17 protein-coding genes, 1 other RNA gene and 1 pseudogene are annotated in these 18,044 nt (G+C 68.3%); 10 read left to right on the forward strand and 9 right to left on the reverse strand.

Going from position 1 to position 18,044, the window contains the following annotated elements:
- Together ACFU5M_RS21435 and ACFU5M_RS21440 are read left to right on the forward strand one after the other, a co-directional pair.
- On the forward strand, window positions 1-714 hold a 714-nt coding region (locus ACFU5M_RS21435), incomplete at its 5' end, for an SDR family oxidoreductase (protein ID WP_379051863.1).
- 222 nt (window positions 715-936) lie between these two features.
- Window positions 937-1,113 (forward strand): annotated as a pseudogene (locus tag ACFU5M_RS21440) (GNAT family N-acetyltransferase); the annotation flags it as partial.
- A 213-nt stretch (window positions 1,114-1,326) separates the two neighbouring features.
- On the opposite strand, the gene ACFU5M_RS21445 reads toward ACFU5M_RS21440, so the two are convergent.
- Window positions 1,327-2,217: a phosphotransferase gene (locus ACFU5M_RS21445; protein ID WP_379051865.1), complete on the reverse strand. Its 891-nt coding sequence runs from the start codon at window positions 2,215-2,217 to the stop codon at window positions 1,327-1,329.
- 293 nt (window positions 2,218-2,510) lie between these two features.
- Here ACFU5M_RS21445 and ACFU5M_RS21450 point away from each other — a divergent pair, with 293 nt between their 5' ends.
- A complete protein-coding gene (locus ACFU5M_RS21450; protein WP_379051867.1) occupies window positions 2,511-3,200 on the forward strand; it encodes a DUF899 domain-containing protein in 690 nt (229 codons plus the stop codon).
- A gap of 218 nt (window positions 3,201-3,418) precedes the next feature.
- Here ACFU5M_RS21450 and ssrA read toward each other — a convergent pair.
- Window positions 3,419-3,789: a transfer-messenger RNA gene (gene ssrA, locus ACFU5M_RS21455) on the reverse strand.
- A 431-nt stretch (window positions 3,790-4,220) separates the two neighbouring features.
- Between ssrA and ACFU5M_RS21460 the strand changes: the two genes are divergently transcribed.
- Window positions 4,221-5,534: an ABC transporter substrate-binding protein gene (locus tag ACFU5M_RS21460; RefSeq protein WP_379051869.1), complete on the forward strand. Its 1,314-nt coding sequence runs from the start codon at window positions 4,221-4,223 to the stop codon at window positions 5,532-5,534.
- 11 nt (window positions 5,535-5,545) lie between these two features.
- On the forward strand, window positions 5,546-6,844 hold the full coding sequence (locus ACFU5M_RS21465; RefSeq protein ID WP_379051871.1) for an ABC transporter substrate-binding protein: 1,299 nt from the start codon (window positions 5,546-5,548) through the stop codon (window positions 6,842-6,844).
- A 134-nt stretch (window positions 6,845-6,978) separates the two neighbouring features.
- On the opposite strand, the gene ACFU5M_RS21470 is transcribed toward ACFU5M_RS21465, so the two are convergent.
- The 5 genes from ACFU5M_RS21470 to recQ form a co-directional block, all read right to left on the reverse strand.
- Window positions 6,979-7,842 carry an EamA family transporter gene (locus ACFU5M_RS21470; protein WP_379051873.1) on the reverse strand — a complete coding sequence of 288 codons (864 nt, stop codon included), beginning with the start codon at window positions 7,840-7,842 and terminating at the stop codon, window positions 6,979-6,981.
- Entirely contained in the window at window positions 7,839-8,312 is a 474-nt protein-coding gene (gene smpB / locus ACFU5M_RS21475; RefSeq protein ID WP_379051876.1) for an SsrA-binding protein SmpB, read from the reverse strand. The genes ACFU5M_RS21470 and smpB overlap by 4 nt, the downstream gene beginning before the upstream one ends.
- A 56-nt stretch (window positions 8,313-8,368) precedes the next feature.
- The gene (locus ACFU5M_RS21480) at window positions 8,369-8,611 is read right to left on the reverse strand and encodes a hypothetical protein (RefSeq protein WP_379051879.1); all 243 of its coding nucleotides are present in this window, start codon (window positions 8,609-8,611) and stop codon (window positions 8,369-8,371) included.
- Between the two features lie 67 nt (window positions 8,612-8,678).
- The gene (locus tag ACFU5M_RS21485; RefSeq protein ID WP_379051881.1) at window positions 8,679-9,758 is read right to left on the reverse strand and encodes a metallophosphoesterase; all 1,080 of its coding nucleotides are present in this window, start codon (window positions 9,756-9,758) and stop codon (window positions 8,679-8,681) included.
- A gap of 76 nt (window positions 9,759-9,834) precedes the next feature.
- Window positions 9,835-11,709: a DNA helicase RecQ gene (gene recQ, locus ACFU5M_RS21490; RefSeq protein WP_379051883.1), complete on the reverse strand. Its 1,875-nt coding sequence runs from the start codon at window positions 11,707-11,709 to the stop codon at window positions 9,835-9,837.
- Window positions 11,710-11,906: 197 nt separating this feature from the next.
- On the opposite strand from recQ, the gene ACFU5M_RS21495 reads away from it, so the two are divergent.
- Window positions 11,907-12,878, forward strand: a complete 972-nt coding sequence (locus ACFU5M_RS21495; RefSeq protein WP_379051886.1) for a hypothetical protein — start codon at window positions 11,907-11,909, stop codon at window positions 12,876-12,878.
- A gap of 45 nt (window positions 12,879-12,923) precedes the next feature.
- Here ACFU5M_RS21495 and hisN read toward each other — a convergent pair whose 3' ends face one another.
- Entirely contained in the window at window positions 12,924-13,709 is a 786-nt protein-coding gene (hisN, locus tag ACFU5M_RS21500; RefSeq protein WP_379051888.1) for a histidinol-phosphatase, read from the reverse strand.
- 49 nt (window positions 13,710-13,758) lie between these two features.
- Entirely contained in the window at window positions 13,759-14,355 is a 597-nt protein-coding gene (locus ACFU5M_RS21505) for an NADPH-dependent FMN reductase (RefSeq protein WP_379051890.1), read from the reverse strand.
- 142 nt (window positions 14,356-14,497) lie between these two features.
- On the opposite strand from ACFU5M_RS21505, the gene ACFU5M_RS21510 reads away from it, so the two are divergent.
- The 4 genes from ACFU5M_RS21510 to ACFU5M_RS21525 all read left to right on the forward strand — a co-directional run bounded on the left by ACFU5M_RS21510 (window position 14,498) and on the right by ACFU5M_RS21525 (window position 17,981).
- Window positions 14,498-15,358, forward strand: a complete 861-nt coding sequence (locus ACFU5M_RS21510) for a helix-turn-helix transcriptional regulator (RefSeq protein ID WP_379051893.1) — start codon at window positions 14,498-14,500, stop codon at window positions 15,356-15,358.
- 504 nt (window positions 15,359-15,862) lie between these two features.
- Window positions 15,863-16,978: a peptide chain release factor 2 gene (gene prfB / locus ACFU5M_RS21515; RefSeq protein WP_379051895.1), complete on the forward strand. Its 1,116-nt coding sequence runs from the start codon at window positions 15,863-15,865 to the stop codon at window positions 16,976-16,978.
- A complete protein-coding gene (locus ACFU5M_RS21520; RefSeq protein WP_040868866.1) occupies window positions 16,979-17,839 on the forward strand; it encodes a mechanosensitive ion channel family protein in 861 nt (286 codons plus the stop codon).
- 16 nt (window positions 17,840-17,855) lie between these two features.
- Window positions 17,856-17,981 carry a hypothetical protein gene (locus ACFU5M_RS21525; protein WP_379051897.1) on the forward strand — a complete coding sequence of 42 codons (126 nt, stop codon included), beginning with the start codon at window positions 17,856-17,858 and terminating at the stop codon, window positions 17,979-17,981.
- Window positions 17,982-18,044: the final 63 nt, after the last annotated feature.

Consider the following 18,044-nt stretch of genomic DNA (forward strand, 5'->3'; position numbering starts at 1 on the left):
GCCGGAGCATCGAGTGGAATCGGCGCCGCGACCGCGCGGCAGCTCGCGCGGGGCGGCGCCGAGGTCGCCCTGCTCGGCAGGCGCAAGGATCGCATCGAAGAACTCGCCGCCGAGATCGGCGGGAACGCGCTCGCGGTGGTCGCCGACGTCGGCGACCAGCAGTCCATGCGAGACGCCGCCGCCACCGTGCGGGCGGCTTTCGGGTCCGTCGACATGGTCGTCGCGAACGCGGGCGTCATGCTCGCCGCACCGTTCGAGTCCGCGCTCACCGACGAGTGGGATCAGATGGTCGGCACCAACATCACCGGCCTGCTCTACACCGGACGAGCGTTCATCGATGACCTGCTCGCGGCCGCGGCCGAGGGCGGGCGAGCGGATCTGGTGCTGGTCGGCTCGATCGGCGGGCACACGGTCTTCCCCAACTACGCCGTGTACACCGCCACCAAGGCCGCGGTCGCGCACCTGACCCGCAACCTGCGGGCCGAGTTCGGGCCACGCGGCGTGCGGGTCAAGAACATCGAACCCGGCTTCGTCGGCACCGAACTCGGCGCGGGGATGCGCGACGAGCACCAGCGCGCCGGGCTGGAGCAGTGGCGCACGGCGATCGAGATCCTGGAACCCGGCGACATCGCCGACGCGATCGCCTACGCGGTCGGCGCACCCAAGCACGTCAACATCGCCGAACTCGTCGTAGTCCCCACCCAGCAGGGCTGATCACCCGCTCATCCGCTGTTGTCGTCCGGCGGATGAAGGGACGTTGCCCCGGTACTGCGCCGCGCCCGGCCCGAGGACGCCTCGGCGATCTACGGCATCCGGGCCGGCGCGACGCGCACCGGGGCAACGTCCCCGACGCATCGTCGGGCGTCCGTCCATGCGACTCGTTCGGCATCCGCGTGGCCGAGCGAACCGCGACACCGTGGAGGGCGTGGTGGCCGGATTCGTCATGGTCGACGGCGACGAAGTCGCCAGGTCCAGGTCGCCGCCGCACAGCGCGGCATCGGCCTGGCCGCCCTTCTGCTCGCCGCCGCCGAAGAGCGCGTCCGCGCGAACGGCCACGACTGCGCCCGGCTCGCGGTCGCTGCGGGCAACACCCGCGCCGGCCGCTTCTATGCGAACCGGGGCTGGACCGATCGATGCGCCTTCACCCACGCGGCGCCCGGCCCCGTCGAGCCCGTTCCGGTCCCCGCCCACCGGTACGCCAAGCCCGCCCGAGTGTCTTTGCCGCTGACGCGCAACCACGTGGTCCGGCGAGGCGCGGTGCACGATGGACAGCGAACCCCGCGCGTGGACGCCCGCTCGAGGCGTGACGAATCGACCATCGCCCGGCTAGTCGAGGGCCGCCCACTCGGGCCACGGTCGCATGCCCTCGTCGCCGCGGATGTACGCGAGGCGGCGCAACGCCTGCCGCCGATAGGAGGGGTCCACGGCGGCGGCGCGCATCGACTGCAAGGCCATCCGGAATTCTTGGATGTCGCGCAGCAGGTAGAAGCCGTCCCAGCGCATCACGTCGCGACCGTACCCGGAACAGAATTCGGCGTACTGCGACGCGGAGAGTTTGCGCGCGGTCCAGCACTTGATCGCCGTGTGCACCAGGTCCCACTCCGGCGGGCCGATCATCGCCCCTCCCAAGCCCGCCAGGATCACGTCGCCGTCGTCGCCGACCACCACGCCGTCGTCCGAGTCGTCGCCCTGGATCACCGACCACGGCAAGCCCTTCGGCAGCGCCTTCCAGCGGCCGCGCAATTCCTCCAGGTGTTTGCCCAGCCAACGCCGGTCGTCCTCGGTCACCGTGTGCGCGGCGGAGATCTCCTCCTCCACCCGGGCCAGGGGCGACATCCGGCGTAGCTCGAACCCCGGCAGTGGCAGCCGGTGCAGCTGTCCCAGCGCCCTGGCGACCTCACCGGGCGTGCCAGGGTGATGCGGTGGCAACTCCAGCCAGAAGGTCACCGGGCGGCCGTCGACCACCACCGGCTGCGGGATATTCGCGACCACCCGCGCCGCCGACACCCCACAGGTCTCCAGCCATCGAGCCACGGCGACTTCCCGCCCGGTCGCGAGTTTTTGTCCTCGCTCCCCGATTCGCACGACGAGCCCGCCGCGCAAGCGGTAGACGCTCTGCGACCCGAGCGGTTCGGCGTCGCTCGCATCGATCCCGACGCTCACACAGGCGGCACGCAGAATCGACCGCATGCCGTTACCCGCGACCCCCGCGGTCATGTCAGCCCCCCGCTCCCACCCCGGGAGCAGTAGCACCACATCTCAGCATTGAGCGTCATGGCAGCCATCCAGATACCGGGGGGCTAACACCCCATTTTCCCTGCTCAGTGGACATTACTCCGGGCATTCCACCGCACTCAGCAACCAAACAGAATCCGCCCGTTTCGCCCGAATTACCCCATTCCACTCTCGTCGTTCTTCCCGCTACCACGACGGTCACCGATGAGTTCTGTGCGTGCGCAGGGTCTACACCTACAGCCCGCAAACTGTGCACCCGGTCAGGGAGGACCCAGATGAGCACCAAAGCACTGCCGCCCGTGGTCGACGCCGATACCTGGCAGCGCGAACTCGCAGCGCTGCGCATCCGAGAGAAAGCGGCGACCAGGGAGCTCGACGCGATCGCCGCTCAGCGCCGCCGCCTGCCGATGGTCGAGATGCCCGACTACGCCCTCGAGGGCGAGGAGGGACCGGTCCGGTTGGCGGACCTCTTCGGCGGCATGTCGCAGCTGATCGTCTACAACCACATGTGGTTCCCGGACGAGCAGTGGCAGTGCGGGGGCTGCACCGGTTTCACCTCGCAGTTCACCCGGCTGGAGTTCCTGAACAACTACGACGCCCGGTTCGTCATCGTCACTCAGGGGCCGATCGATGAGGCACTCGCCTACAAGCGACGGGTCGGCAACAAGATGGCCTGGTACTCCACGGCGAACAGTCCCTTCGGCACCGATGTCGGCGCACCACCCGGCGAAGGATTCGCGGTCAACGTATTCCTCCGCGACGGCTACACCGTCTACCGCACCTGGCACACCACCGGCCGCGGCACCGAACAACTCAGCCACTCCTTCGCCCTGATCGACCTGCTGCCCTACGGCCGCCAAGAGGAGTGGCAGGACTCGCCCGACGGCTGGCCACAATCCCCCACCTACAGCCGATGGAGCAGCTCCCAGGACATCGCCGCGGCCTACGGCGATCCGACTGGGTGAACCGAGCATTTGACGAACGAAGGCAGTGGACCTCACGGCGAACCACCTGACGCGCCCACCGCAAGGCCCGCCGGGGCCGCGCCGCACGAAACCATGACCGCCGAACGCAACGGGGGTCCGGGGGCAGAACCCGCCGGACGGGGCATGGGCGTTGCACCACCACAAAACTCAGCGGAACGAGAAAGGCCCATGCCCCCTAGGGGGCAAGGGCCTCGTACTCGTGGAGCTGCCGGGAATCGAACCCGGGTCCTCCGCCGCGTCTCCAGGGCTTCTCCGTGTGCAGTTCGCTATGTCTCTACTCGGATCTCCGGGTCCCGCGAACAAGCCCGGATGACGATCCCAGTCGCTGTTCGATGTCCCGTCCTACTCCGCGACCGAGCAGGACGGTTAGCCCTCTAGCTGATGCCGGCACCGGAGCCGAGGGCATGCCCCGGGCCGACAGAGACGCTTCGCTGCTTAGGCGGCGAGAGCGTACTCGCGCTGATTGGAATCGGCGCTTAATTGGTTGCAACGACGCTTACGGTGGTCTCTTGCCTGCACCGACACGCTTCCCCTAGATCTACGTACGCAGTCGAAACCGTTCAGCCCCGTACGCCCCGGCGTCTTGCCGGGCTGTTCATGTTAACACCGGCGCTGGGCCGGATCATCCCGTTATCCGGTGGTGGCGGACCCCACACCTTGCAGCACGGACGGGTGGGCCACCGAGGCAGATGCGGCGGGTTGCCACCCCTGGGTTCGAGAGGCCTCGGGAGATGTCGCGTCCCGCCGATCGGAACCCGCCGAACTCTTATCGTCGGGCGGTGCCGAGAACGCGCCGTGTTCCCCCTTCCTCCGATATGGTCCGGGGGTTACGGCCCGTCGCAGCTCAACCGGACTGCCGTCACCGGACGCTCGTGCACCCGACCCTTCCCGGATGCTGGTAGCCGATTCTCCGGGCCAGGCGACGAACCCGACTTACACTGCACGAGCCGTACGATCGGCTCTGAGCAGCGGATCTCGATTTCAGACTAAGGAAACACTTTGGCAGTTCGCACGATTCGGGACAGGTTGCTGCGCCTGTCCGCTCTCACCGTCATCGCCGGCCTCGTCTTGACCGGGTGCTCCGCCCTGCGCGACAAGTCGGCCGATGGGACCGAACCCGGTGTCACCGCCGACCCGTGTCCGAACGCGGTCGACTCCCGCAAGGGGTGTATCTATCTCGGCGTGCTGTCCGATCTGACGATCGGGCCGTTCGCCGCGCTGGGCAAGGACATTCACAACGGCCAGCTGGCGTTCTGGAAGGCGGTGAACGAAGCGGGCGGCATCGGCGGCAAATACGAGGTGGACATCGCCACCTACACCGAGGACACGAACTACGATCTGCGGAAGCACGCGGAGGCGTACCGGCGAATCGAGCCGCACGTCCTCGCGCTCTCCATGAGCTTCGGCACCGTGCAGACGCAGAAGGTACTTCCCGAGATGGACGCGGCGAACATGATCGCCATTGCCGGAACCCTGTGGTCGGGCTGGCAATTCGAGAACAGTGACAAGGGTCTGCTGCTGGAGTCCGGCTATTCCTACTGCTCGGAGGCGATCATCGCGCTGGACTGGATCGCCGAGCACGACGCGAAGCCGTCTTCGATCGCCACGGTCAGTTACCAAGGCGATTACGGCGGCGACTACGCCACCGGCGCCAAGAAATGGGCCTCCGCCAACCGCGTCGACATGGTGGCGCAGATCGACACCGAGCCGAACACCCAGATCGGCAATCAGGATGCCGCGGTCGCCAAGATCCTCAATGCCAGAGCCGATCTCGTGCTCCTGGCCACCGGTCCCGCGGAGGCGGGCGAGATCATGGGCAAGGCGGCGCTGGCCGGCTTTCCGGGCAGGTTTCTCGGCTCGAGCCCGACCTGGAACGGCGGCCTGCTGAAAAGTCCTGCGGCGTCGGCGATCACGACGCGCTACAACATGACTTCTCCGCTGGACGGCTGGGACGGCACCAGCGCGGGCGCCAAGAAGGCCAGGGCCTCGGCGACCCGCGAGCCCTCCACCTGGGGCTACAGCGCCGGGTGGATGTTCTCCTATCCGATGAAGGCGCTGCTCACCCGAGCGGTCAACGAAGGCAAGCTGAACCGCAAGGGCGTCCGTCGAGCCGTGCACGGCCTGCGCGTCGACTACGAGGGCGCGATTCCCGAATACATCTACGGCGCGGCGAAACCCGACCTCACCCGGCAGCGAGCGGTCATCGAGGCGCCGGATCAGACCGCGCCGCTGGGCGCGAAGACCCTGGCGACCGACTATCACGGCCCGACTCAAGACCGCGTCACCCTCACCGAGCCCTGCGTGCAGCCGTAAGCGAGCAAGACATGCCATTTCACCGTAATCTCCGTCGGCTGCTACGTCTGGTAGCCGCTCCCCTCGCGCTCGGGCTCGTCCTGACCGGCGGCTGTTCGGACTCCGAGCCCGCCGCTACCCCCGGCGTCACCCGCGCAGCGTGCCCGCACGCGATCCACCGCGACAAGGGCTGTATCTATCTGGGTGTTCTGTCGGATCTGAACAACGGCCCCTTCGCACCGCTCGGAAAGTCGCTGCAAGAGGGGCAACTCGCGTTCTGGAACGAGGTGAACAAGCAGGGCGGCATCGGCGGCTACGAGGTCGACATCGCCACTTACACGCGTGACACCGCCTACGACCCGCGCAGGCACGTCGCGGAATTCGAGAACGTGGCCCCCCACGTGCTGGCCCTCGCGATGAGCTTCGGGACCGCGCAGACTTTGGCCGTCCTGGCCGAGATGGACGACGCGGACCTGGTGACCGGGGCAGGCACCCTCTGGTCGGGTTGGCAGTACCGCTCCACCGACCGAGACCTGGTATTGGACGACGGCTTCTCGTACTGCACGGAAGCCGTGCTCGGCCTGGACTGGTTCGCGCAGAACCACTATCAGCCGCGCACGCTCGGCGTGGTCGCCTACCGCGGCAACTACGGCGGTGACTACGCCAGCGGGGCGCTCAAGTGGGCATTGGACAACGGCGCCACCATCAGCGCGCGGATCGACACCGGCCCCAACCCCGAAGTGGGCAATCAGGACTTCCCGGTCGCCGAGATCATGGCCGACCCGCCCGACGTGGTCCTGCTGGCCACCGGTCCGGCCGAAGCCGCCGAGATCGTCGGCAAACTGGCGAAGTCCGGCTACACGGGCCGGTTCCTCGGATCGACCCCGACCTGGAACAGCGCACTGCTCAAGACACCTGCCGCGCCCGCGCTCACCTCGCTCTACAACTACACCTCTCCGTTCGACGGTTGGGACGGCATGAGCACCGGAGCCCAGCGTGCCAGGAGCGCCGCGCCGAGCGAACCGACGAATTTCGGCTACAACCTGGGCTGGGCGATCTCCTATCCGATGAAGGCGCTGCTCACCAAGGCAGCCGAGACCGGCGGACTGGACCGGCCGACCCTGCGCAAGGCCCTTGCCGGGCTCACCGTCGATTCCGAAGGAATGGCGGCGCCGCAGATCTACGGGCGCGACGAACCCGACGTCGCGGCGCAGCGAGCGGTGGTCAACGTGCCCGATCCGTCGACATCCCTGGGGTCACGCACCGTGGTCGCCGACTACCGCAGCCCCACATTGAAACGGATATCGATCCGTGAACCGTGCACGCGATGAACCGCGCAACCGGCCTGCGGTAGGACCGAATTCGGGTGGCGCGGGTGCGGACCGGTTTCCCGTTGCCGCACCGGGGTGATCGGACGCAGGACAGCCGGGCGCGCAGCCGCACGACTCGACGGCCGACAAGGCGCTCAGGCCGTGGCGATGAGTGCGACCGAGGCCAATGCCAGGGCCAGGCCTACTCGCTGCTGCCGGTGGACCCGCTCGCCGAGCAGAACCATCGCCAGCAGTACGGTCACGGCCGGATAGAGCGAGCCGATCACGCTCACCAGCGACAGCAGTGAGCCGTGGAAGGCATACAGCAGCGCCGCGTTGCTGATGACGTCCAGCACGCTGATATAGCAGGCCAGTCGTAGGGGTTCGCCTCGCAACCGTCCGACATCGCGAGCGGTCAGCGCGGTGAGCCATACCACCGCGGTGGCCGCGAGGCGCTGCATGAGCAGCGGCCACAGTCCGGCCTCCGCCGATGTCTCGTGCAAGAAGACGAAGGCCAGACCATACGCGGCGCCGGATCCGATGGTCAGCGCGGCGATCTTGCGGGTGAACCGTAGTTCGCGTCCGCCGGTGATTTCCTCGGTCACCTCGTCCGGTGACTCTCGGCTGACCAGAAGGACGGCGACCAGCGCGAACACGATTCCCGCGAAAGCCATCGGGCCGGGGCGCTCGCCGGTCGCCAGCCCGGCGAGTACCGGGATGCCCGCGACCAGCACCGCGGTCAGCGGTGAGACCACTGCCATCGGACCGCCGGCCAGCGCGGCGTAGAACCACCACACCGCTACGCCGCTCGCGACGCCCGCTGCCGCGCCCCACCACAGCGACGCGGCGTCCGCGCTTCCGGACACGAACGGAAGCAGCGCGAGTACCAGCAGCACGGAGAACGGATAGGAATAGATGACGACGCGTAGTGCGGTCACCCGCCGCGACGCCACGCCGCCGTAGAAATCGCTCACGCCGTAGCCCACCGCGGCTACCAGCGCGAGCACGACGGCGGTCACGACATGCCTTTGACCCGCCGTCCTAGTTCGCGGGTAACCTCTCGCTCGGCCGTGCGCCGGGCCAAGTCCTGGCGCTTGTCGTAGTCCTGCTTGCCCTTGGCGAGCGCCAGCTCGACCTTGACCTTGCCGTCGGAGAAATACATCGACAGCGGCACCAGCGTCTGGTTGCCCTCGCGCGACTTGCCGACCAACCGCTCGATCTCACGCTTGTGCAGCAGCAGCTTGCGCACCCGGCGCGGCGCGTGGTTGGTCCAGGTGCCGTGGCTGAACTCGGGGATGTGCAGCCCACGCAGCCACACTTCGCCGTTGTCCACCGTCGCGAACGCGTCCACCAGCGAGGCCTTGCCCTCACGCAGGCTCTTCACCTCGGTGCCGACCAGCGCGATCCCGGCCTCGTAAACGTCCAGGATCGTGTAGTTGTGCCGCGCCCGGCGGTTGGTCGCGATGACCTTGCGCCCCTTCTCCTTCATAACGGTCCACTCTAAGTGACCCGGCAACCGGTTTATTCCCGCAGGTAGCGGAGGCCCTAACCGCCCTGATGCAGCACCACGTAGAGCGTGAGGACGGCGAGGAACGCGGCGAGCAACGCCACCGTCGACATCCGCGGCAGGCCGGGGCGCGGTGGCGGTGGCCGGCGCCGCAGCCACACGTTCTCCACCGCCGGATCGGTTCGGCCGCGGACATACGGCGGCGCGTCCGGAGTCTCACCCCCCACCGAGCCGGTGGCAATGTCATCGCCCGCGTCGCCGGAACCCTCACCCGGTGCCATAGCCAGAACGGTAGCCGCCACGACGGCGACTCGCCGCAATTCTCGCGCCGCGCAACACAGTTGGAACTCAGGCCAGGCGCCGCCGGAACACCTCACCGGACGCGCCGGTCGCCGGGTCGACCGTGTGTACGCCCAGTTCGACCTCGTCCTCGGTGACCTCGAGCACCATGAAGCCCAGCTCGTGATAGTTCTCGTACAGCGCGTCGTGACCCGCGCTCGCGGCGAGGCGCGGCTGCGCGCCGACCGTCTTGGCGGCCGCGCCGGACACGATCTGCCTGGTTCCCTTCGTCGCCGCCGTGGGTTCGAGCACCTGGAGCGCATGGTCGTGCCCGGACAGGATGAACTGGCACCGGCCGATCACGTGGTCTTCGAGGAAGCGTTTCACGTGCACGCCGTTGATCGGCTCCAGCGACAAGCCCTCGTAGCGGCCCGCATCACCGTGCGGGCCGTTGCTCAGATACGGGTGGTGGGTGCAGGCGATCTTCCACGGGGCGGGCGACTCGTCGAGGGCGCGATCGAGCCAGTCGCGCTGCTCGTTCATGAACTGTCCGTCCACCGCCCAATAGGGTGCGAAGACCGGCGGCAGGTAGGCGGCCAACGGGTTGACGTCGAGGACGAAGAATTCGACAACAGGGTTCTCCTCGGGAATCCGCACCGAGTAGTAGCGGCTCGGCATCCACCAGCTCCTGGAGCCGGCGTGGTACTCCACCTCGGCGTTTCCGCGCAGCAGCCACCCGCCGTCACCGCCGAGGACCGAGCTGTTGTCGTGGTTGCCCAACACCATCAGCCAGGGGAAATCCAGACCGGTGTTGGGGTTTTCGAACTTGTCGGCGAACTGGACGTCGGCGGCGCCGTCGGGGCCGTGCTCGTAGATGTTGTCGCCGAGGCCGAGTGCCAGCGAGACGGGTTCGCGGCCGTGCAGCGCGCGCATGGCATCGGCGACCGCCCACTGGGTGCGGGTACCGGTGCCCGCGTCGCCGGTCACCAGCACCCGCACCCGACGCTCGGCCGGGAAGGGAAATTTGGTGACTCCCTCGGCGACGGGTACCGCGTGCGCGGGCGTGCGGCCGACCACCGTGGCCCCGGCCGCGAGAGTGGCCGCACCGGCCAGGAACTCCCGGCGCCCGATCGTTTCGGTCCGAATCACGCTGTCCTCCACGATCTCGGGCGGTCCCACCCGGTGGCCATCCTCACCCATCGGCGACCCGCGTGACGGTAGCGGCTCACTCGGCGCCGAGCACTTCGAGCACCTGCTCGCCGTATTTCGCCAGTTTGTTCTCGCCGACACCGCTGACGCCGCCGAGCTGCGCGAGACTCGCGGGCTTGCGAGCCGCTATCTCGCGCAGGGTGGCATCGTGGAAGACGACGTAGGCGGGAACGCCCTGCTCCTTCGCGGTGGCAGCGCGCCACTCGCGCAGCTTCTCGAACAGCGGCAGATCGGTGGGCGGCAGCTCCGCGGAGGCCGCTTTCGCGGCCTTCGCTGCCCGTGCGGGCTTGGTCGCACGCTCGGGCTCGCGGCGCAGCAGTACTTGCCGTCCGTCGAACAGCACCTCGCTGCTGGCCTCGGTGAGCGTCAGCACCCCGTAGTCGCCGTGGACGGCCAGCAGCCCGTGGGCCAGCAGTTGCCGCACCACCCCGCGCCACTCCGTGTCGCGTAGGTCGGTGCCGACGCCGAACACCTTCAGTTCGTGGTGGTCGTGTTGCAGGACCTTCGGGTTCTGCTTACCGAGCAGGATGTCCACGATGTGGCCGGCACCGAAGCTCTGGCCGCGCTCCCGCTTCAGCCGCAGCACCGTGGACAGCAGCTTCTGCGCGGCCACCGTGCCGTCCCAGGATTGCGGTGGGGTCAGGCAGGTATCGCAGTTGCCGCAGGGCAATCCGGGCTCGCCGAAGTAGGCGAGCAACTGGGTGCGCCGGCAGCCGACCGTCTCGCACAGCGCGAGCATCGCGTCCAGATGCAGCTGGAGCTGGCGGCGGTGGGCGGCGTCGCCCTCCGAGGAGTCGATCAGCTTGCGCTGCTGCACCACGTCGTTGAGGCCGTAGACCATCCACGCCGTGGAGGGCAGCCCGTCCCGGCCTGCGCGCCCGGTTTCCTGGTAGTACCCCTCGACCGATTTCGGCAGGTCCAGATGGGCGACGAAGCGCACATCGGGTTTGTCGATGCCCATGCCGAAGGCGATAGTCGCCACGACGACCAGTCCGTCTTCGCGCAGAAAGCGCGACTGGTTCTCCGCACGGGTGCGATGGTCCAAGCCCGCGTGGTAGGGCACCGCGGTGATGCCGTTCTCGGTGAGGAACGCCGCGGTCTTCTCCACCGAGTTGCGCGAGAGGCAGTAGACGATGCCCGCGTCGCCCGCGTGCTCGTTGCGGATGAATTCCAGCAGCTGACGCTCGGGGCGGTTCTTCGGCTCGATCCGGTACTGGATGTTGGGGCGGTCGAAGCTGGACACGAACCGGCGGGCGGCGCCGAGGTCGAGACGCTGGATGATCTCGTCGCGCGTCTTCTCGGTGGCTGTCGCGGTCAGCGCGATCCGGGGTACGTCCGGCCAGCGCTCGTGCAGCATGGAAAGGCCCAGGTAGTCGGGCCGGAAGTCGTGACCCCACTGGGAGACACAGTGCGCCTCGTCGATGGCGAACAGCGCGACCTTGCCACGATCCAGCAGCTGCGCGGTGGAGTTCAAGCGCAACCGCTCCGGCGCCAGGTACAGCAGATCGAGTTCGCCCGCGACGAATTGCGCCTCGACGGTCCGGCGCTCGTCGGGGTACTGGGTGGAGTTGAGGAAGCCCGCGCGCACGCCCAGTGCGCTGAGCGCGTCCACCTGGTCCTGCATGAGGGCGATCAGCGGGGAGACCACCACCCCGACGCCGGGACGTACCAGTGCGGGGACTTGATAGCAGAGGGACTTGCCTCCGCCGGTCGGCATGAGCACCAGCGCGTCGCCACCGTCGATCACGTGCTGGACGATCGCCTGCTGATCGCCGCGGAAGCTGTCGTAACCGAAGACTCGGCGTAGAACCTGTTGCGCCGCAACGGATCCGGCGTCCGATCCGGACGCGGCTTCGGTCGCTACAGCCGCGAAATCATCGGGGGGAGTCACCCGGCCCATCCTACGAGCGCCAGGACGAGGCGATACGGGCACGGTTCGGCGTTCGCCCTGGTGGGCCACCGAGTTGTCCACATGTGGACAACCTCGGATTCGAAGCTGTCGGCACGCCACGCTGACCTCGGTATTGCTCGGCTCCGTCGGAAATCTCGGCCCTTACCGCATGGTTCGGCGCTGTTATGTTGTCGCTCATGGCAAAAGGGAGAGGAATCCGGGTGCGCGCCGCGGTGCTGAGCGCCGTCGCCATGGTCGCCGTGCTCACCACGGCGATGCAGGCAGCGCAGGCGGAGACATTCCCCGCCAGGTGCTCGGACGGCTGGGAGACCACGACCGTCGTCGAAGGAGTCGGCAATCTGGAAAATCTCGATTCCGACGGACGCGGCGGTTTCTACGTCACCGGACTGATGGACGGCTACCTGGCGCACGTCGACGGCGCCGGACGAATGGAGAAGCTGGTCACCGATGTGCACCGCCCCGCAGGCGTGCGCGTCGCCGGGCGCTACGTCTACTTCCTCACCGGTGACGGCCTCAGCGAACCGCCGGGCACGCTCCAGCGCTACGACATCGAGACCGGCGCGGTGCACGTCTTGCTGACCGGGCTGAACGGGCCGAACGGCCTGTTGTCGCTGCCGGATGGCAGTTTGCTGTTCACCACCATCGGCCTGAGCGGTCCCACCGGTATCTCCCGTTACCGGCCCGAGACGAGCGAGTACGAACGAGATTGGTCGACGCTGCCGCCCTCCAACGGCCTCGCGCTGGCCGCGGACGGCGCATCGGTCTTCGTCGACACCATGACGCTGCAGATCCTCCGCGTGCGGCTCGACGATCCGGCGCATCCCACCGTCGTCTCCGGCATCCCGGACCTGGTCGCATTGCCCGACGATATGGAGGCCACCCGGGCGGGCGCGCTGTTCGTCGCCGATCACGTGCTCGGCGCCGTCTATCAGGTGGATACGACGACCGGCGCCACCTGCGCGGTCATCACGGGGCTGATCAAGCCCGGCCCGTTGCGCAACCCGCCGGACGGCGCCACATCGGTTCGCATCGATCGTAACGGGGATTCGTGGGCGCTGTTCGTCACCAGCATGGACGGCACCCTGCGCCGCCTGCGCCCGCCACCGGGGATCGATCTCACCCCGGCGACTCCGTCGCGGGCCGGATAACGCGAAACACTCTCGACGAGAGCACGGGCAGCGGTCTCGGCTGGCTCAGCCGCGCAGGCGGTCGAGCACCTTCTCGTGCAGCAGGCCGTTGGTGGCGATGGCGTCGCCACCGTGCGGACCGGGTGTGCCGTCCAGCGCGGAGAAACTGCCGCCCGCTTCGCGGACGAGGATGTCCAGGGCGGCCAGGTCCCACAGCGAGACCTCCGGTTCGGTGGCGATGTCGACGGCGCCTTCGGCGAGCAGGCAGTAGCTGAGGAAATCGCCGTAGCCGCGCACGCGCCACACATCGTCGGTCAGGATGATGAACTGCTCGCGCAGGCCGCGCTCGCGCCAGCCGGACAGACTGGAGAACGCCAGGCTGGCCGAACTCAGCTCGCCGACGGCGGAGACCGAGATTCCTTCGGCGGCCTGCCCGTCGAAGCTCGACCACGCGCCCGATCCCGCGGCCGCCCACCAGCGCCGCACCAGCGACGGCGCGCTCACCACGCCCACCACCGGTTCGCCGTCTTCCAGCAACGCGATCAGCGTCGCCCAGATGGGCACCCCGCGCACGAAGTTCTTCGTGCCGTCGATCGGGTCGACCACCCATTGCCTTCCGCTGAGTTCGGCGTCGCCACCGAACTCCTCGCCGAGCACCGCGTCGTCCGGCCGTTCCTCGGACAACACCTGCCGGATCGCCCGCTCCACGGCCAGATCGGCGTCCGACACCGGCGTCAGGTCCGGCTTCGCGTCGACCTTCAGGTCCAGCGCACCGAAGCGAGCCCGGGTGATCGCGTCGGCGGCATCGGCCAGCCGCAGGGCGAGTTCGAGATCGGAGGAGTACACAGCCACGCCCCGCACCCTATCGGTCCGCACGGCTGCTCCCATCGCCGTCCGGCGCTCAGCCCACGGTCTCCAGCGATCGTGCCGCGACCAGCGCGCTCGCCCACCAGCGCAGCTGGTCGAGCATCGCTGTCGCGGCGGCCGCGGGCTCCTCCGGCTCCCGCAACTGTCCCTCATCGTCGAACAGCAGGTAGTAGCGCGGGAACGACACATAGTGACGAACGGTGTGCGCGTTCAGTTCGTTGAAGATCTGCCGCAGGTGTTCGATGGCCAGCAGGCCGCCGGATGCTCCGCTGTAGCCGACGAAGCCGATCGCCTTCGCGTCCCACTGGGTGAAGTGCCAGTCGATGACGGCCTTGAGGGAGGCGGGGATGCTGCGGTTGTAGTCGGGCGTGACGATGACGAAGGCGTCGGCCGCCGCGAGCCTGCGCGTGAGGTCGGTCATGCCTTCGGGCCGCGGCGGGTTCGGGTCCATTGCCGGAGGCACCGCGGGCAGCTCGAGCGGAATGTGCGACTCGGCCAAGTCGATGACGTCCACCTCGAACACACCGTGCCGCCGCGCCTGCTCGGTGAACCAGGTGGCCACTACGGGCCCGAAGCGGCCCTCTCGGACGCTGCCGATGATCACCGCGAGCTTCAACGGGGCGTTGGACATGATGTTCCTCCTCGGACTATGAAGCGGCCCGGCTCGAACCGCCCACTCAATCTGCTGCCCGGCGCGCGGAGCAGGGAGACCGCCGTAAGAGTGGTAGTGACAGGGACACCCTCCGGGCGGCGCGCCTTGTTAGCTTCGAGAGGTGAGCGACAACGAACTCGGGCTCTTCCTGCGCACCCGCCGCGAAGCGGTGACGCCCGCGCACGTCGGCCTGCCCACCGGCCCACGGCGGCGCACCCCGGGCCTGCGGCGCGCCGAGCTGGCCACGTTGGCCGGAGTCAGCGTGGAGTACGTCACGCGCCTCGAGCAGGGTCGCGACCGGCACCCCTCGCCTCCGGTGCTGTCCGCACTCGCGGACGCGTTGCGATTGAGCCCCGCCGAGCGCATCCACCTGCACCGATTGAGCAAATCGGTGGACAGTGGGTTCACCTGCATGGGGGACGCGCAGCCGCTGCGCGAGGTCCGGCCAACGGTGCGCGCGATCCTGGATCGGCTCGAACCCGCGCCCGCCGTGGTGGTCAACCGCCTCACCGAAGTGCTCGCCTACACCGGCGGTTACCACAGGCTGATGGCGCCGACCGGACTGTTCGACGGCCCGCACACCCCGCCCGATCTGGCGCGCTTCGTCTTCTGCCTGCCCGGCGCCCGGCAGGTCTACACGGATTGGGAGCACATCGCCGACGAGACGGTCGCCACGTTGAAGCAGGGCCCGTTCCGTGCCGACCCGCATATCGCCGCCCTCGCCGACGAGCTCACCGTCACAGTGGGCCCGGCGTTCGCCGACCGGGTCGACACCGTGCCGAGCCTGGCCGCCGCCACCGGCATCACCCGTCTCGCCCATCCCGAGGCCGGTTCCCTGCGTCTGGCCTACGAATGTCTCGAACTCTCCGCCGACGACGACCAGCGGGTGATCGTCTACCTGCCGGCCGACGACGCCACCGCCGCCGCCCTCGACGCGCTCAACGGACGCCGTCCCGGCGGACTGCACGCGGTCTCGGGCTGAGCGGTATCGCGGGGCGGGCGGAACTCGAATCGCGTTCCCGGCAATACGGTGGAAGTCGGCCGCGCCTGTAGTTGCCGGTCGGCAGGCCCGACACCCGCGCCCCGATACCGGCTTCGATCGTTCGACGTCGCCGGTGCGGCGGACCGCGAGTGGAGACCCGGAAGTGGAGTTCGACACACCGCCCGCACCGGACCTGATCCGTCGGTCCGACCTGACGACCGATCGAGCGTGACGGCATCCCTACCGTGCGGACGAGCGAACACCTCCGCCGCGAATTCCAATCACCAACTGCGCCAACCGCGGTCGCCGTTTAGGGTGGATACCCATGAAACGTCCGTCACAGCGCACCCGCCCCGCGGGGAGTGGGAAGCGTGCGTGTGACATCCCGGCGACCCGACCGGTCGGCCCGCGCACGGCGGCGTTCACCCCCGGCGACGCCGTCCCCGGTCATCCCGCGCGCACTCGTGTGCTGCCCGCGCAGAGGGGCAGCTAGGCTTGACGATCGTGCAACCTGACGTTTCCGCTGATCTCGCCGAACTCGACGCCACGCTGAAGACGGTCGAATCGGTCCTCGACATCGACGAGCTGCGCCGTCGTATCGACGAGCTCGAGCATCAGGCCGCCGACCCCGACCTGTGGAACGACCAGGACCATGCCCAGCAGGTCACCAGTGAGCTGTCGCATGCCCAGGGTGAACTGCGCCGGGTGGAGGAGCTACGCCAGCGGCTCGACGACCTACCGGTGCTCTACGAACTGGCCGAGGACGAAGAGGGCGAAGCCAGGACCAGCGCGCTCGCCGAGGCCGACGCCGAGCGCTCCGCGCTGCGCAGCGACGTCGAGGCGATGGAGGTCCGCACGCTGCTGTCGGGCGAGTACGACAAGCGCGACGCGCTGGTGAACATCCGTTCCGGCGCCGGTGGCGTGGACGCCGCGGACTGGGCCGAGATGCTGATGCGCATGTACATCCGCTGGGCCGACCGGCACAAGTACGGGGTCGAGGTCTACGACACCTCCTACGCCGAGGAGGCCGGCATCAAGAGCGCCACCTTCGCGGTGAAGACGCCCTATGCCTACGGCACGCTTTCGGTCGAGATGGGCACGCACCGGCTGGTGCGGATCAGCCCGTTCGACAACCAGGGCCGCCGCCAGACCTCCTTCGCCGAGGTCGAGGTGCTACCCGTGGTCGAGACCACCGACCACATCGAGGTGCCGGAAACGGAGATCCGCGTCGACGTGTACCGCTCGTCGGGCCCGGGTGGCCAGAGCGTCAACACCACCGACTCCGCGGTCCGCATCACCCACTTGCCCACCGGCATCGTGGTCACCTGCCAGAACGAGAAATCGCAGTTGCAGAACAAGATCTCGGCCATGCGCGTGCTGCAGGCCAAGCTCTTGGAGCGCAAGCGGCACGAAGAGCGCGCCGAGATGGACGCGCTGAAGACCAACGAGGGTGCGTCCTGGGGCAATCAGATGCGCTCCTATGTGCTGCACCCCTACCAGATGGTCAAGGACCTGCGGACCAACTACGAGGTCAACAATCCGTCGGCGGTCCTCGACGGGGACATCGACGGATTCATCGAGTCGGGTATCCGCTGGCGAATGCGAGAGCAGGCGAGCTAGATGAATGTCGCGGGCATCCAGGCGATCGCTTCCACCGGTTTCACCACCTGGCTACGCGGGGCAGGCCTGGAGATCGTGCTGCTCATCCTCGGGGCCATCCTGTTCAGCCGGTTCGCCACCTACCTGAGGGACCGGGTCACCCGCCGGATCGACGCCGGATTCCACAGCAGCGACGCCCTGGTGCGCACCGAGGCGGCCAAGCACCGGCACGCGCTGGCCCAGGTGATCACCTGGGTGGTGCTGACCATCGTCTACGTGCTGATCACCATGGAAGTGCTGCGGCGGCTCGGCTTCGCCGTCACCGGACTGGTCGCGCCCGCCGCGGTGCTCGGCGCCGCGCTCGGTTTCGGCGCGCAGCGCATCGTGCAGGACATTCTCGCGGGGTTCTTCCTGATCACCGAGCGACAGTACGGATTCGGCGATGTGGTCCGCATCGCGGTGACTGGAGCCGCGGAGCAGGCGGAAGGTACGGTCGAGGACGTCACGCTGCGGATCACCACGTTGCGCAACGCGGACGGTGAAGTGATCACGGTGCCCAACGGCCAGATCGTGAAGGTCACGAACCTGTCGAAGGACTGGGCACGCGCCGCGATCGACGTGCCGGTGGCCGCCAGCGCTGACATCACCAGGGTCAACGAGATCCTGCACGAGGTCGGTACAAAGGCGTACGAAGACGCTCGTTTGCAGCCGTTGCTGCTCGACGAGCCCACCGTCATGGGTGTGGAAGACCTCACCGTCGACCAGATGAACATCCGAATGGTTGCCCGAACATTGCCGGGCAAACAGTTCGAAGTCGGACGCGAGCTGCGGGTGCGAGTCGCCGCGGCGCTGCGCCGGGAGGGAATCAGTGAGACCACGTAAATCCACGGCGATCCTGATGGCAACCTGGGTCGCCACGTTCGCGCTGTATGCCTTCGTCAAACCCGACGAAACGACCACCGCTCCGGCCACGCTGGTCAACGCCGTACCAGCAGCGGTGATCACGGAACCACCGGGCCGCTGAGCCGCGCGCGACGGCCCGCCGCCGCGCTGTCACCCACGGTTGACGACGCAGGCCGCGACCGGT

This window comes from Nocardia sp. NPDC057455 (assembly GCF_042802775.1).
GTDB lineage: Bacteria > Actinomycetota > Actinomycetes > Mycobacteriales > Mycobacteriaceae > Nocardia.